Origin of the sequence: Streptomyces sp. NPDC050422 (assembly GCF_044458665.1) — a bacterium.
Classification (GTDB): Bacteria; Actinomycetota; Actinomycetes; order Streptomycetales; family Streptomycetaceae; genus Streptomyces.
Window position 1 is genome coordinate 1 of the sequence record NZ_JBITIE010000017.1, and the last position, 13,740, is coordinate 13,740.

Below are 13,740 nucleotides of genomic sequence, written 5' to 3' on the forward strand. Positions count from 1 at the left end.
GCGTGCAGGGGAGTCCCCGCAGAAAATGGCGTACGACCCGGGTACAGGTTCGTCGTCGGGTGAACACGCCATTTTTGAGGAGTCTCCCCGGAGGGACCCCACCCCCACCCACCGGACAGGTGCGCACCCGCACTCCAAGGCGCACCCCGGACCGCCGGGGCAACGCGTCACCGCGCGCGTTGCACCCGCCGCTCGTCCCACACCGGCTCCGTCGTCTCTCGTACGACACCGTCCGAACCGAAGACCAGGTACCGGTCGAAGGACTTCGCGAACCAGCGGTCGTGCGTGACGGCCATCACCGTGCCGTCGTAGACCTCCAGCCCGTCCTGGAGCGCCTCGGCCGACTCCAGGTCCAGGTTGTCGGTCGGCTCGTCCAGGAGCAGCGCGGTCGTGCCGGCCAGTTCCAGGAGCAGGATCTGGAAGCGGGCCTGCTGGCCGCCGGACAGCTTCTCGAACGGCTGGTCCCCCTGCCGCTCCAGCTCGTACCGCCGCAGTACGGACATGGCGCCGCCCCGGTCCTTGGCCTGCTCCGTCCACAGGATCTCGACGAGCGTCTTGCCCAGCAGTTCCGGATGGGCGTGGGTCTGCGCGAAGTGTCCGGGCACCACCCTCGCCCCGAGCTTCCACTCCCCCGTGTGCGCCACCGGCTCGCCCGCCAGCAGCCGCAGGAAGTGCGACTTGCCCGACCCGTTGGAGCCGAGGACGGCGACTCGTTCCCCGTAGAAGATCTCCAGGTCGAACGGCTTCATCAGGCCGGTCAGCTCCAGGTTCTTGCAGGTCACCGCCCGCACCCCGGTCCGCCCGCCGCGTAGCCGCATCTTGATGTCCTGCTCGCGCGGCGGCTCCGGCGGCGGCCCGGCGTCCTCGAACTTCTTGAAGCGGGTCTGCATCGCGTGGTAGCGGTTCGCCATGTCGGGGCTGTTCGCCGCCTGCTGCCGCATCCGCAGGACGAGCGCCTTCAGCCGGGCGTGCTCCTCCTCCCAGCGGCGCAGCAGCTCCTCGAAGCGCGCGAACCGTTCCTTGCGGGCCTGGTGGTACGTGGCGAAGCCGCCACCGTGCACCCAGACGTCGCTGCCGGCCGGGCTGGGCTCCACGCTGACGATCTTCTCGGCGGCGCGGGAGAGCAGCTCCCGGTCGTGGGAGACGAAGAGGACCGTCTTGCGGGTCTCCTTCAGCTTCTCCTCCAGCCAGCGCTTGCCGGGGACGTCCAGATAGTTGTCCGGCTCGTCGAGCAGCAGCACCTCGTCGGGCCCGCGCAGCAGCGCCTCCAGCACCAGCCGCTTCTGCTCGCCGCCGGACAGCGTGCGCACCTCGCGCCACTGTGCCTTCTCGTACGGGACGCCGAGCGCGGCCATGGTGCACATGTCCCAGACCGTCTCGGCCTCGTACCCGCGCGCCTCCGCCCAGTCGCTCAGCGCCTGCGCGTACGTCATCTGCGCGGCCTCGTCGTCGGTGGTGAGGATCAGTTCCTCGGCCCGGTCGACCTCGCGGGCGGCCTCGCGGATCCGGGGCTGGGCGACGGACACCAGCAGGTCCCGCACCGTGCGCTCGTCGCGCACCGAGCCGACGAACTGCTGCATCACGCCGAGCCCGCCGCTGACCGAGACCGAGCCGCCGTGCGGCTGGAGCTCCCCGGCGAGCAGCCGCAGCAGCGTTGTCTTCCCGGCGCCGTTCGCCCCGACGAGGGCGACCACGGCACCGTCCGCCACGCGGAACGAAGCATCGCCGAGCAGCACCCGCCCGTCCGGTAGGTAGTACTCGAGATGGCCTGCTTCAAGATGTCCCATGCACAGCATTGTCACGGGCAGCTAAGCCCTGGCCCAACCGGATTACCCAGGGCCTAGGATTCGGCCCATGAGCTTTGGGCAAGGGGGGCCCTCCTGGGGGCCCGGGGGCACTGGTACTCCGGACTGGGCGGCGCTGGCCGAGGCGTCGGCGGCGCGCGCCAGGCGCAAGAGGTGGCTGATGATCGGCGGGGGCGGGCTCGCCACCGCGGCGGTCGCCGCGATCGTGGCGACCGCGGTCATCTCGACCAACAAGGACGACCCCGGCGGCGCGTCCGGGAAGAACGCGAGCGAGCTGCCGTCGGCGACCGATCTGCCCAGCCGGTCGACGCAGCCCGAGCCGTCGTTCTCGTCGGTGGCCCCGGCTCCCCCGCCGAATCCGAAGGACTACATATCCGACGGGAAGAAGGACCGGGCGCCCGTCACCTTGGACGCCTTCTTCCCCGGCAAGAAGCTGACGATGGGTGACCGCGTCTACTCCAAGGGCGCGACGAACCGCACCACGAAGTGCGCCACGACCACGCAGGGCGCTCTCGGCTCGATCCTCACGAAGAACGGCTGTGACCAGGTCCTGCGGGCCACGTACACCCGCAGCGGCGTGGCCGTGACCATCGGCCTCGCGGTCTTCGAGACGGAGGCCCAGGCCAAGAAGGCCGCGCAGCAGGCCAGCGGAGGCATGGCCTCGCTGAGCGGATCGGGAGTGCCGACGTTCTGCCGCGGCGGCGCCGTCTGCCGGCGCACAGCCAACTCCTACGGCCGGTACGCCTACTTCACGGTCGGCGGCTTCACCAGCGGCAAGAACGTCACCAAGGCCGACAAGAACGTGTTCGCCGTCGGCGACGACCTGACGAACTTCACGTTCCGCCAGATCCGCCACCGCGGCGACGTCCAGGCCTCGGCGGCGGCCACCGCCGCCCCCACCGACTGACCCGCTGCCCGTCCTTCGGCTCTGTCACCTCTCCCGGATGCGGAGGACCGCTGCTGTGCGTCTCGTCTTCCTGGTCTCCTTCCTGCGCATCCTGCGCCACCGCGATGCCATCGGTGTCGACCTGGCGCCCGACGAGGCCGTCGTCCTGGACCCGCCGGACGCCCCGCTGCGCGCCGCCCTCACCGCGGCGACGGCCGGCGACCACTCCCCCGCGCGGGATCTCCTCGCCTCGACCCGGTTGCACGCCCAGTGGGAGCGCAGGGACGCGTACGTGAGCCGGCTGGCCCGGACCGCGCTGCACCACGACGGCTGGCTGGACGCCTGGCTGGCGGAGTCTCCCGAGGACCCCGACGCCCTGCTCGTCGTCGCCGACTTCCACCTCCACCAGGCCTGGAAGGTGCGGACGGGCGCACGGGCCAAGGACGTCGAACGGGACCAGTTCCAGGCCTTCTTCGCGCTGCTGGAGGACGCCGTGCCGGCGATCGGCTCCGCGGCCGAGCTCAATCCCGCCGACCCGGTCCCCTGGCGCATCGCGCTCACCCACGCCCGCGGCATCCAGGCCCCGCGCGAGGTCTTCGACGCGTATCTGGCCGAGGCCGAGGCCCGCGACCCGCACCACTTCGGCTGCCACGCACAGGCGCTGCAGTACCTGTGCGCCAAGTGGTACGGCTCGCACGAGGAGATGTTCCGGTACGCGGAGCGGGTGGCCGCCTCCGCCCCGCCCGGCTCCAGACTGCACGCGCTGCCGCTCCAGGCGGCGCTGGAGTACCGGCTGTCCGAGGCGGACGAGCCCGAGGGCCCCGACCCGTACGGACCCAAGGTCGACGCGGCCATCACCAGGGCGCTGAGCCTCTCCGACACCTACGACGGCGCCGGCGACCGCGAGGCGGCCGGCTTCCGCAACGACCTGGCCCTGCTGCTGATCATGTCGGACCGCCCGGCCGAAGCCCTCGACGTGTTCCGGGCCATCGGCGTCCACGCCACCGAGTACCCGTGGAACCGGCTCGGCGACCCCCGCACCGAGTTCCTCGAAGCCCGGTCGGACGTCCGGCTCGACCTCGCCTCGCAGGTCCCGCTCTTCGGCCGCCCGCCCGAACCGCCCGTCATCACCCCCGACTGGGCGGCCCTCACCCCGCGCGCGGTCGCGATCGTCCCCGCTCCCCCGGCCGCCGTGGCCCAGGCGGCTCTGATCTGTGGCTTCTCGCTGCGTACGGCCCCGGCGGGCGAGGGCTACAGCTATGTCGAGGTGGTCCCCGAGCCCACCCGCGGCCGGCGCGCGGCGCTGCTCCCGGAGGAGCCGCTCACCGCGGCGGCGGAGACCTTCACCACCGGGGAGAGCTGGCCCGCCCTGGTGCTGCACCGCACCCCCGAGCGCTGCACCGTCACCGCCCTCCACCAGGGCCGGCGGGTCGCGACGCACACCTGGGACGCCGAGGCCCCCGCCCGCGACCACGCCGACGTGCAGGAGGTCGCCGGTGACCTCGCGCATCTGTACCGGGTGGCGGACCCCCGCCCGCTGGCCCATCTCCTGCGCGCCACCGGCGACCCGGTCCGTCACCAGGCCGACCTGGTGACCGCCCTCGGCCTGCCGCCCGTCCCGCCCGGCTTCGGCGGGGACACCGAGATCCTCGGCGAGATCCCCGGCGCCCGGGTGCAGGCCCGCCGCTCCATCCTGGCGGGGATGCGCGACACGATGACGACGAGCACGGGCAGCCATCCGCCCGCGCCCGATGACGGCACCCCGCGGACGGCCCGCTGGTGGCTGACGCGGACCGTCGGTCTCGCGGCCGTGGGTACGGCCGCCGTCCTCGCCTGGTGGAGTCCTCGGATCGGCTGGTTCCGCTCCTCGCTGCTGAGCGGCGCGGCGCTGTATCTGGCGGGCTCACTCGCCTCCGCGCTGCGCCGTCGCAGACGTACGGCTTCCTGAACAGCCGTCAGCAGCAGCCGGCCCCCGGCAGCGTCCGCACGTTACGCGCCTCCACCGCTCTGGCGGCGAGCAACTCGTCGGCCGGGTAGGCGACTTCCTCCAGCGTCAGCCCGTGCGGCCGCACCACGTGCACCCCGGGATCGCGCACCCGGGCGGCGAGGACCTCGGCCGGCCACGGGTAGGGGCGGCGCCCGTCTCCCACGAACAGCATCGCCCCGACCAGGGCACGCACCATGTTGTGGCAGAAGGCGTCGGCCCGCACGGTGCCGGTGATGATCCCGGACGCCTCGTCACGTACCCAACTCAGCGTCTGCAGCGTCCTGATGGTCGTCGCACCCTCGCGCTTCTTGCAGTACGCGGCGAAGTCGTGCTCCCCGGTCATGCCTGCGGCCGCCGCGTTCATCGCGTCGAGGTCCAACTCCCGGTCGTGCCACAGCACATGACCGCGCACCAGCGGATCGACGCCGCCGGGGCCGTCCGACACCCGGTACGCGTACCGGCGCCACAGCGCGGAGAAGCGGGCGTTGAACCCGGGCGGCGCCTCCTCGATCCGCCGGATCCGCACATCGGGCGCCATCCGCCCGGCCATCCGCCGCAGCAGCATCGAAGCGTGCTCGGCCCACACCTCGGCCGGCAGGTCCACGTGCGCGACCTGGCCGCGGGCGTGCACCCCTGCGTCGGTGCGCCCGGCCACGGTCAGGTCGTAGGTGCGCGAGGAGCGGGTCACGGTCCGCAGCGCATCCTCGATCTCCCCCTGGACGGTCCGCCGGCCGGTCTGCTTCGCCCAGCCCGAGAAGTCCTTGCCGTCATAGGCCAGGTCCAGCCGCACCCGGACAAAGCCGGGCTCCACCACGTCACTCACACCAGCGGTCCTCTCAAGATCCGTACACAGCGAAACGGGCCCGCACCGCCCCGAAGGGTGGTACGGGCCCGTCCAGAGGTCTCAGAACGCTCAGGCGTCCTTGGACTCCTCGTCGGCCTCGGCCGGCTTGGCGTCCTCGACGGACTCGACCGGGGTCTCGTCCTTCTTGAGGGCGTCTTCCTTGACCGCACGCTTCGTGGCGGCCTCGGCCTCACCGGTGGCAGCCTGCGCCACGGTCAGGGCCTCGACCAGCTCGATGACGGCCATCGGGGCGTTGTCGCCACGACGGTTGCCGATCTTGGTGATGCGGGTGTAGCCACCGGGGCGGTTCTCGTACCGCGGGGCGATCTCGGTGAAGAGCGTGTGCACGATGCCCTTGTCCGTGATCGACTGCAGCACCAGGCGACGGTTGTGGATGTCGCCCTTCTTCGCCTTGGTGATGAAACGCTCGGCGACCGGACGCAGGCGGCGGGCCTTGGCCTCGGTCGTGGTGATGCGGCCGTGCTCGAACAGCGACTTCGCGAGGTTGTTGAGAAGAAGCTTCTCGTGCGCAGCGCTGCCGCCCAGACGGGCACCCTTGGCGGGCTGAGGCATGGTTTTCTCCTTGTGTGCTGCACCGGCCGTATCAGGTACCGGTGTCAGTTCCCGTGCGGCGGTCGCCACACGGAAGTTTCAGACGCCGAACAAGCACTCGTCCAGCCAGGCGAGCCACCATCCGGCTCGCAGCCGCATCATGCTCGCCAGGCCAATTCAAGCCCGTCCGGCGATTGAGGACAAACCCTCGCGTACGGGCCGTAATCAAGCCCGTCCGGCGATTGAGGACAACGCCCTCGCCCGGTCCGGGGCGCCCGTCAAGGACAGGCACCCCAGCCGGAGGCGACTCAGTACTGCTCGGTCTCCACGAAACCGGCGTCCGCGTCGTCGTCCGCACCGAAGGCGTCAGCCGCGGCGGTCGGGTCGAAGCCGGGAGGCGAGTCCTTCAGCGCCAGGCCCATACCGGCCAGCTTCGCCTTGACCTCGTCGATCGACTTCGCACCGAAGTTGCGGATGTCGAGCAGGTCCGCCTCGGAGCGGGCCACGAGCTCGCCCACCGAGTGGATGCCCTCGCGCTTGAGGCAGTTGTACGAGCGGACCGTGAGCTCCAGCTCCTCGATCGGCAGCGCCAGATCGGCGGCGAGCGCGGCGTCCGTCGGCGAGGGGCCCATGTCGATGCCCTCGGCGTCGATGTTGAGCTCGCGCGCCAGACCGAACAGCTCGACCAGGGTCTTACCGGCCGACGCCATGGCGTCACGGGGACGCATGGCCTGCTTGGTCTCGACGTCGACGATCAGCTTGTCGAAGTCGGTGCGCTGCTCGACACGGGTCGCCTCGACCTTGTACGTGACCTTGAGCACCGGCGAGTAGATGGAGTCGACCGGAATCCGGCCGATCTCCTGGCCCACCTGCTTGTTCTGGACGGCGGAGACGTAGCCGCGACCGCGCTCGACGGTCAGCTCCATCTCCAGCTTGCCCTTGCCGTTCAGCGTGGCCAGGACGAGGTCCGGGTTGTGGACCTCGACACCGGCCGGCGGGGCGATGTCAGCAGCGGTGACCAGGCCGGGGCCCTGCTTGCGCAGGTACATCACGACCGGCTCGTCGTGCTCCGAGGAGACGACCAGCTGCTTGATGTTGAGGATGAGGTCGGTCACGTCCTCCTTGACGCCCGGCACGGTGGTGAACTCGTGCAGGACACCGTCGATGCGGATGCTGGTGACAGCGGCACCCGGGATCGAGGAGAGGAGCGTGCGGCGCAGGGAGTTGCCGAGCGTGTAGCCGAAGCCCGGCTCCAGCGGCTCGATGACGAACCGCGAGCGGAACTCGTCAACGACCTCTTCGGTCAGCGACGGACGCTGAGCGATAAGCATGTGTGAATCCTTCAGTCGTGGGCGCCCACTATTTGACACCCGACAGATGAAACAAGGATACGGGCGGCAGGCCCCCAGAGGGACATACCGCCCGCATCCACGCTACTGGCCGTGCGCGGCCGTCACCGGCCGCACCGGATCAGACGCGGCGACGCTTCGGCGGACGGCAGCCGTTGTGCGGCGTCGGGGTGACGTCCTGGATCGAACCGACCTCCAGGCCCGTGGCCTGCAGGGAGCGGATCGCGGTCTCGCGGCCGGAGCCCGGACCCTTCACGAAGACGTCAACCTTGCGCATGCCGTGCTCCTGCGCGCGGCGGGCGGCCGACTCGGCGGCCATCTGCGCGGCGAAGGGGGTGGACTTGCGCGAGCCCTTGAAGCCGACGTGGCCGGCGGAGGCCCAGGAGATCACGTTGCCCGAGGGGTCCGTGATCGAGACGATGGTGTTGTTGAACGTGCTCTTGATGTGGGCGTGCCCATGAGCGACGTTCTTCTTTTCCTTGCGACGCACCTTCTTGGCTGCGCCCTGACGACCCTTGGGGGGCATGTCTTGACTCCAGATGGAGAGGGGAGGTGATCGGTCCTACAGCGAAGACCGCTGGATACTGCGGATGTCCGGTGACCCGGACGCTCGCAGTGCGTCCGCTGAGGACTACTTCTTGCCCGGCTTCTTCTTGCCGGCGATCGCGCGACGCGGACCCTTGCGGGTACGGGCGTTCGTGCTGGTGCGCTGGCCGTGGACCGGCAGACCGCGACGGTGGCGGATGCCCTGGTAGCAGCCGATCTCGATCTTGCGGCGGATGTCGCCCTGGATCTCGCGGCGAAGGTCACCCTCGGTGCGGAGGTTGGCGTCCACGTACTCGCGGATCTTGACCAGGTCCTCTTCGGCCAGGTCACGAACGCGGGTGTTGGGGTTCACGCCGGTGGTGGCGAGGATCTCCTTGGACCGGGTGCGCCCGATACCGAAGACGTAGGTGAGGGCAACCTCCACGCGCTTTTCGCGCGGGATGTCAACACCTGAAACGCGTGCCATTCAATGGCTCCAGTTGTCATTTCGGGGGTCTTCCGCAGCGCCACTCCCGACCGCCGACCTCTCGCTGGGAGAGATGGTACGCCCGGGTCTCCGGCCCCCGCCGGAGGTGTCGTCAGCCGTGGCTTGGACGGGCACTGCGTATGTACGTTTACGTGCGTCGCGCGAAGTACTGCGAGATGCGAGGGGGTCGTGCGTCAGCCCTGGCGCTGCTTGTGGCGCAGGTTGTCGCAGATGACCATGACCCGACCGTGACGGCGGATCACCTTGCACTTGTCGCAGATCTTCTTGACGCTCGGCTTGACCTTCATGGGATGTCAGGTTCTCCGGGTCAGTGCCGGCACCCCGCCGAAGCGAGATGTAGGCAAGATCTACTTGTAGCGGTAGACGATCCGGCCACGCGTCAGGTCGTACGGGGAGAGCTCCACCACGACCCGGTCGTCCGGAAGGATACGGATGTAGTGCATCCGCATCTTGCCGGAGATGTGCGCGAGGACCTTGTGACCGTTCTGGAGCTCCACCCTGAACATGGCGTTCGGGAGAGACTCGATCACGGTGCCCTCAATTTCGATGGCACCTTGCTTCTTGGCCACGCTTCGCCTTTCGAATCGGCTACCTTGATCGACTTCCGTCACTCGCATGCGGACACACGGATGCACGAGAGCCGACGAGTCAGTCTACGTCAGCGGACTCCAAAAGACGAATCCGTCAAGTTTGCCCACCGCGGGAGATCCTTAGACCTCCGGGTGGCTGTCAATCACCCCAGCGGGTCGGGCGCAGCCTCCACGCCGGCCCCTCCTCCACGCAGCCCTCGCGCGCTCGGCGCCGGAGCGCCTCACAGGCTTCGGCCCGCTGCACCGGGCTCCGCCCGTCGGACGGCACTCACCCCAGCGGGTCTGGCGCCGCCTCCACGCCGTACTGCGCCAGCTTCTCGCGGCCGCAGTCCGGAGCGGTCAGGACCAGCGGGCCCTGCTCCGTGAGGGCGATGCTGTGCTCCCAGTGGGAGGACCAGGTGCCGTCAGTGGTGATGACGGTCCACTCGTCCTCCAGCACCTCGGTACGGGCCGTGCCGAGGGAGACCATCGGCTCGATGGCCAGGCAGAGGCCCGGGACCAGCTTGATGCCCTTGCCGCGCTTGCGGGCGACGTAGTTCAGCAGGTGCGGGTCCATGTGCATCTCGGTGCCGATGCCGTGCCCGCCGTAGTCCTCGATGATCCCGTACTTGCCCGTCGCGGGGCGGGGCTGGCGGCGGATGTAGGACTCGATCGCCTTCGAGATGTCGACCAGGCGGTTGTTCACCTTCATCGCGGCGATGCCGGCCCACATCGACTCCTCGGTCACCCGGGAGAGCTCGATGAGCTCCGGAGCGTGACCGGTGCCGACGAAGGCCGTGTACGCGGCGTCGCCGTGCCAGCCGTCGATGATCGCGCCGGCGTCGATGGAGATGATGTCGCCGTCCTTGAGGACGGTCTTGTCGTCCGGGATGCCGTGGACGACGACCTCGTTGACCGAGGTGCAGATCGTCGCGGGGAATCCGCCGTACCCGAGGAAGTTCGACTTCGCGCCGTGGTCGGCGATCACCTTGCGGGCGACCTGGTCCAGGTCCTGCGTGGTGGCGCCGGGCACCGCCGCCTCGCGGGTGGCGGCGTGAATGGCGGCGACCACCAACCCCGCCTCACGCATCTTCGCGATCTGCTCGGGGGTCTTGATCTGCACCATTGCGCGGCGCCTTTCTGCATGGACGGTGACGGCTGCGGTGTATTCAACGATACGGCGCAAACAGTCGGCCGCGGCGCCCAAGGACGCCGCGGCCGACTGCACAACACGTACTGCGGGTGCTCTCTCAGCCCTTGTCGGACTTCAGAGCCTCCATGGCCCGCTCGGTCACATCGGTGACCTTGCCGAGCGCGGAGATGGTGACCACCAGGTCCTGAGCCCTGTAGTAGTCGATGATCGGCTCGGTCTGCGTGTGGTAGACCTCGAGCCGGGTGCGGACCGTCTCTTCGCTGTCGTCGTCGCGCTGGTACAGCTCGCCGCCGCAGGTGTCGCAGACGCCTGCGGTCTTCGGCGGGTTGTACGTCACGTGGAACACGTGCGCGCTCTCGTTGCGGCAGACCCGGCGGCCCGCGATCCGCTTCACTACCTCGTCCTCGGGTACTTCGAGGTCGAGCACCGCGTCCAGCTTTACGCCCTCGTCCTTGAGCATCACATCGAGGGCCTCGGCCTGACCCACGTTGCGCGGGAAGCCGTCGAGCAGGAAGCCGTTGACCGCGTCCGGCTGGGACATGCGGTCCTTGGCCATCCCGATCGTGACCTCGTCCGGCACCAGCTGCCCCGCGTCCATGTAGGCGCGGGCCTGCTTGCCAAGGTCGGTGCCCTGGCTGATGTTGGCGCGGAAGAGGTCGCCCGTGGAGATGTGCGGAATCGACAGGTTCTTGGCAAGGTACGCAGCCTGCGTTCCCTTGCCGGCACCCGGCGGGCCGACGAGGACGATTCGCATCAGCGGAGGAACCCTTCGTAATTGCGCTGCTGGAGCTGACTCTCGATCTGCTTCACGGTCTCCAGACCCACACCCACGATGATCAGGATGCTCGTCCCGCCGAACGGGAAGTTCTGGTTGGCACCACCGAAGCCTGCCAACGCCATCGTCGGCACAAGAGCGATCAGACCCAGATACAGCGAGCCCGGCCAAGTGATCCTGTTGAGCACGTAGCTCAGGTACTCGGCGGTCGGGCGACCAGCCCGGATGCCCGGGATGAAGCCACCATACTTCTTCATGTTGTCGGCGACTTCCTCGGGGTTGAACGAGATCGCCACGTAGAAGAAGGCGAAGAACACGATCAACAGGAAGTACGTCGCGATGTAGTACGGGTGGTCGCCCTTGACGAAGTGGTCCTGGATCCAGGTGGCCCAGCCCGCCGTGGAGTTGGAGAACTGGACGATCAGGGCCGGGATGTAGAGCAGCGAAGAAGCGAAGATGACGGGGATCACACCCGCCTGGTTCACCTTCAGCGGGATGTAGGTGGACGTACCACCGTACGACCGGCGTCCGATCATGCGCTTCGCGTACTGCACCGGGATACGGCGCTGGGCCTGCTCGACGAAGACGACGAGGCCCACCATCACGAAGCCGATCAGGATGACGGTGGCGAACTCGATCCAGCCGTCCGCGAGCTTGCCGCTCGTCTTGATGGCCCAGATGGCGCCGGGGAAGCTGGCGGCGATCGAGATGAACATCAGGATCGACATGCCGTTGCCGATGCCGCGGTCGGTGATGAGCTCACCGAGCCACATGACGGCACAGGTGCCGGCGGTCATCGTGACGACCATGACGACCGTCGTGAACATCGACTGGTTCGGGACGATCTGATCGGCGACCGGGCAACCGCTGAAGAGCGCACCGCTGCGTGCGGTGGCCACCAGGCCGGTGCCCTGGAGGATGGCGAGCGCGACCGTCAGATAACGCGTGTACTGCGTGATCTTGGTCTGCCCGGACGACCCTTCCTTCTTGAGCGCCTCGAGTCGGGGAATCACCACGGTCAGCAGCTGAAGAATGATGCTGGCCGTGATGTACGGCATGATGCCGAGCGCGAAGATCGTGATCTGCAGCAGTGCACCACCGCTGAACATGTTCACCAGGCCGAAGAGGCTGTTGTTGCCCTTACTTGCCTGATCAACACAGGTCTGGACGTTCTCGTAGCTCACTCCCGGTACCGGGATGTGCGCCCCGAGCCGGTAGAGCACGATGATGCCGAGCGTGAAGAACAGCTTCTTGCGCAGGTCGGGCGTCTTGAACGCCCGGGCGAACGCGGTGAGCACGGTGCCTCCTGCGACCCCCGCGCAATGCGTAGAGGTGACGGTCTTGAGGATCGATGAATACGTAAGAGCCAAAGGGCCCAAGGCGCTTGCGCCCAGGGCTTACCACAGCAACGGAGGCCACCTTACCGGCGTACATGCCCCCCTAGGAACGACCAACCGGGGATGCCCCATATGAGAGGCATCCCCGGTCGGATGTTCAGGCCACCGAATGGTCCGAGTTGTCTCAGACGAGCTCGGTGACGGTGCCGCCTGCGGCGGCAATCTTCTCCTTGGCGGAGCCGGAGACGGCGTCAACCGAAACCTGCAGTGCCACGGAGATCTCGCCCTGTCCGAGGACCTTGACGAGGTGGTTGTTGCGCACAGCGCCCTTGGCGACCAGACCGGCCACCGTGACCTCTCCACCCTCGGGGTAGAGCGTCGCGAGCTTGTCCAGGTTCACGACCTGGTACTCGGTGCGGAACGGGTTCTTGAAGCCCTTGAGCTTCGGGAGACGCATGTGGAGGGGCATCTGGCCACCCTCGAAGCGCTCCGGAACCTGGTAACGGGCCTTGGTGCCCTTGGTACCACGACCAGCGGTCTTACCCTTGGACGCCTCACCACGACCCACACGGGTCTTGGCGGTCTTGGCACCCGGGGCAGGCCGGAGGTCATGCGCCTTCAGCGGCTTGTTCTCCGCCATGTCAGTCGACCTCCTCAACCGTCACGAGGTGGCGGACGGTGTTAGCCATTCCGCGGAACTCGGGGCGGTCCTCCTTGACAACCACGTCGTGCAGGCGCTTGAGCCCGAGCGAACGCAGGGTGTCGCGGTGGTTCTGCTTGCTGCCGATGTACGACTTCGTCTGCGTGATCTTGAGGCGAGCCATTACACACCCGCCGCACGAGCACGAAGGAGAGCCGCGGGGGCGACGTCCTCGAGGGGCAGACCGCGGCGGGCCGCGATCTCCTCGGGACGCTGCAGGCCCTGAAGGGCCGCCACGGTCGCGTGCACGATGTTGATCGGGTTCGAAGACCCGAGCGACTTCGACAGGATGTCGTGAACGCCGGCGCACTCCAGAACGGCGCGCACCGGGCCACCGGCGATCACGCCGGTACCGGGGGAAGCAGGCTTGAGCAGAACGACGCCCGCAGCCTTCTCGCCCTGGATCGGGTGAGGGATCGTGCCCTGGATACGCGGAACCTTGAAGAAGCTCTTCTTGGCCTCTTCAACGCCCTTGGCGATGGCCGCGGGAACTTCCTTGGCCTTGCCGTATCCGACACCGACACTGCCGTCACCATCGCCCACCACGACGAGCGCGGTGAAGCTGAAGCGGCGACCACCCTTTACGACCTTGGCGACGCGGTTGATCGCGACGACACGCTCGACGTACGCGGTCTTCTCGGCGGCAGGGCCACCGTCACGGCCCTTCCGGTCCCGCCGCTCGCCGCCACCGGCACCGCTTCCGCGGCGCTGGGGTCCAGCCATTGGAATTACCTCTCTCTGTTACGTCCG

The 13,740-nt window shown here is 68.6% G+C and carries 16 protein-coding genes; 2 read left to right on the forward strand and 14 right to left on the reverse strand.

Annotated elements, in window-relative coordinates; genetic code table 11:
• Positions 1-167: 167 nt before the first annotated feature.
• The gene (locus tag ACIBJG_RS25825; RefSeq protein ID WP_399310823.1) at positions 168-1,787 is read right to left on the reverse strand and encodes an ABC-F family ATP-binding cassette domain-containing protein; all 1,620 of its coding nucleotides are present in this window, start codon (positions 1,785-1,787) and stop codon (positions 168-170) included.
• Between the two features lie 67 nt (positions 1,788-1,854).
• Between ACIBJG_RS25825 and ACIBJG_RS25830 the strand changes: the two genes are divergently transcribed.
• Both ACIBJG_RS25830 and ACIBJG_RS25835 read left to right on the forward strand, forming a co-directional pair.
• Positions 1,855-2,712: a hypothetical protein gene (locus tag ACIBJG_RS25830; protein WP_399310825.1), complete on the forward strand. Its 858-nt coding sequence runs from the start codon at positions 1,855-1,857 to the stop codon at positions 2,710-2,712.
• 55 nt (positions 2,713-2,767) lie between these two features.
• Positions 2,768-4,639: a hypothetical protein gene (locus ACIBJG_RS25835; RefSeq protein ID WP_399310826.1), complete on the forward strand. Its 1,872-nt coding sequence runs from the start codon at positions 2,768-2,770 to the stop codon at positions 4,637-4,639.
• Between the two features lie 7 nt (positions 4,640-4,646).
• Here the strand turns inward: ACIBJG_RS25835 and truA are convergent, their stop codons facing one another.
• The 13 genes from truA to rpsE form a co-directional block, all read right to left on the reverse strand.
• Positions 4,647-5,501: a tRNA pseudouridine(38-40) synthase TruA gene (gene truA / locus ACIBJG_RS25840; RefSeq protein ID WP_399310828.1), complete on the reverse strand. Its 855-nt coding sequence runs from the start codon at positions 5,499-5,501 to the stop codon at positions 4,647-4,649.
• 90 nt (positions 5,502-5,591) lie between these two features.
• Complete coding sequence (rplQ, locus tag ACIBJG_RS25845) at positions 5,592-6,095, reverse strand: 50S ribosomal protein L17 (protein ID WP_136328425.1); 504 nt, start codon at positions 6,093-6,095, stop codon at positions 5,592-5,594.
• 287 nt (positions 6,096-6,382) lie between these two features.
• On the reverse strand, positions 6,383-7,405 hold the full coding sequence (locus tag ACIBJG_RS25850; RefSeq protein ID WP_003966937.1) for a DNA-directed RNA polymerase subunit alpha: 1,023 nt from the start codon (positions 7,403-7,405) through the stop codon (positions 6,383-6,385).
• Positions 7,406-7,544: 139 nt separating this feature from the next.
• On the reverse strand, positions 7,545-7,949 hold the full coding sequence (gene rpsK / locus ACIBJG_RS25855) for a 30S ribosomal protein S11 (RefSeq protein ID WP_003956432.1): 405 nt from the start codon (positions 7,947-7,949) through the stop codon (positions 7,545-7,547).
• 105 nt (positions 7,950-8,054) lie between these two features.
• Positions 8,055-8,435: a 30S ribosomal protein S13 gene (gene rpsM, locus ACIBJG_RS25860; protein WP_014047799.1), complete on the reverse strand. Its 381-nt coding sequence runs from the start codon at positions 8,433-8,435 to the stop codon at positions 8,055-8,057.
• Positions 8,436-8,629: 194 nt separating this feature from the next.
• A complete protein-coding gene (gene rpmJ, locus ACIBJG_RS25865; protein ID WP_003956441.1) occupies positions 8,630-8,743 on the reverse strand; it encodes a 50S ribosomal protein L36 in 114 nt (37 codons plus the stop codon).
• A 60-nt stretch (positions 8,744-8,803) separates the two neighbouring features.
• Positions 8,804-9,025, reverse strand: a complete 222-nt coding sequence (gene infA, locus ACIBJG_RS25870) for a translation initiation factor IF-1 (RefSeq protein WP_014047798.1) — start codon at positions 9,023-9,025, stop codon at positions 8,804-8,806.
• A 289-nt stretch (positions 9,026-9,314) separates the two neighbouring features.
• On the reverse strand, positions 9,315-10,151 hold the full coding sequence (map, locus tag ACIBJG_RS25875) for a type I methionyl aminopeptidase (protein ID WP_399310830.1): 837 nt from the start codon (positions 10,149-10,151) through the stop codon (positions 9,315-9,317).
• Positions 10,152-10,275: 124 nt separating this feature from the next.
• Positions 10,276-10,932 carry an adenylate kinase gene (locus ACIBJG_RS25880; RefSeq protein WP_399310832.1) on the reverse strand — a complete coding sequence of 219 codons (657 nt, stop codon included), beginning with the start codon at positions 10,930-10,932 and terminating at the stop codon, positions 10,276-10,278.
• The gene (secY, locus tag ACIBJG_RS25885) at positions 10,932-12,251 is read right to left on the reverse strand and encodes a preprotein translocase subunit SecY (RefSeq protein ID WP_359078357.1); all 1,320 of its coding nucleotides are present in this window, start codon (positions 12,249-12,251) and stop codon (positions 10,932-10,934) included. Before secY ends, ACIBJG_RS25880 begins: the two co-directional genes overlap by 1 nt.
• Before the next feature lie 223 nt (positions 12,252-12,474).
• Positions 12,475-12,930 (reverse strand): 50S ribosomal protein L15, encoded by a 456-nt coding sequence (gene rplO, locus ACIBJG_RS25890; protein WP_250968189.1) that lies wholly within the window; start codon positions 12,928-12,930, stop codon positions 12,475-12,477.
• 1 nt (position 12,931) lies between these two features.
• Positions 12,932-13,114, reverse strand: a complete 183-nt coding sequence (rpmD, locus tag ACIBJG_RS25895) for a 50S ribosomal protein L30 (protein ID WP_024491595.1) — start codon at positions 13,112-13,114, stop codon at positions 12,932-12,934.
• Positions 13,114-13,713: a 30S ribosomal protein S5 gene (gene rpsE, locus ACIBJG_RS25900; protein WP_399310836.1), complete on the reverse strand. Its 600-nt coding sequence runs from the start codon at positions 13,711-13,713 to the stop codon at positions 13,114-13,116. Before rpsE ends, rpmD begins: the two co-directional genes overlap by 1 nt.
• Between the last annotated feature and the right edge of the window lie 27 nt (positions 13,714-13,740).

Bases quoted from the DNA above. Each gene is read 5' to 3' on its own strand.
- ACIBJG_RS25825 (WP_399310823.1), bottom strand. From the start codon at position 1,787: ATGGGACATCTTGAAGCAGGCCATCTCGAGTACTACCTACCGGACGGG.
- ACIBJG_RS25830 (WP_399310825.1), top strand. From the start codon at position 1,855: ATGAGCTTTGGGCAAGGGGGGCCCTCCTGGGGGCCCGGGGGCACTGGT.
- rplQ (WP_136328425.1), bottom strand. From the start codon at position 6,095: ATGCCTCAGCCCGCCAAGGGTGCCCGTCTGGGCGGCAGCGCTGCGCAC.
- ACIBJG_RS25850 (WP_003966937.1), bottom strand. From the start codon at position 7,405: ATGCTTATCGCTCAGCGTCCGTCGCTGACCGAAGAGGTCGTTGACGAG.
- rpsK (WP_003956432.1), bottom strand. From the start codon at position 7,949: ATGCCCCCCAAGGGTCGTCAGGGCGCAGCCAAGAAGGTGCGTCGCAAG.
- rpsM (WP_014047799.1), bottom strand. From the start codon at position 8,435: ATGGCACGCGTTTCAGGTGTTGACATCCCGCGCGAAAAGCGCGTGGAG.
- rpmJ (WP_003956441.1), bottom strand. From the start codon at position 8,743: ATGAAGGTCAAGCCGAGCGTCAAGAAGATCTGCGACAAGTGCAAGGTG.
- map (WP_399310830.1), bottom strand. From the start codon at position 10,151: ATGGTGCAGATCAAGACCCCCGAGCAGATCGCGAAGATGCGTGAGGCG.
- ACIBJG_RS25880 (WP_399310832.1), bottom strand. From the start codon at position 10,932: ATGCGAATCGTCCTCGTCGGCCCGCCGGGTGCCGGCAAGGGAACGCAG.
- rplO (WP_250968189.1), bottom strand. From the start codon at position 12,930: ATGGCGGAGAACAAGCCGCTGAAGGCGCATGACCTCCGGCCTGCCCCG.
- rpmD (WP_024491595.1), bottom strand. From the start codon at position 13,114: ATGGCTCGCCTCAAGATCACGCAGACGAAGTCGTACATCGGCAGCAAG.
- rpsE (WP_399310836.1), bottom strand. From the start codon at position 13,713: ATGGCTGGACCCCAGCGCCGCGGAAGCGGTGCCGGTGGCGGCGAGCGG.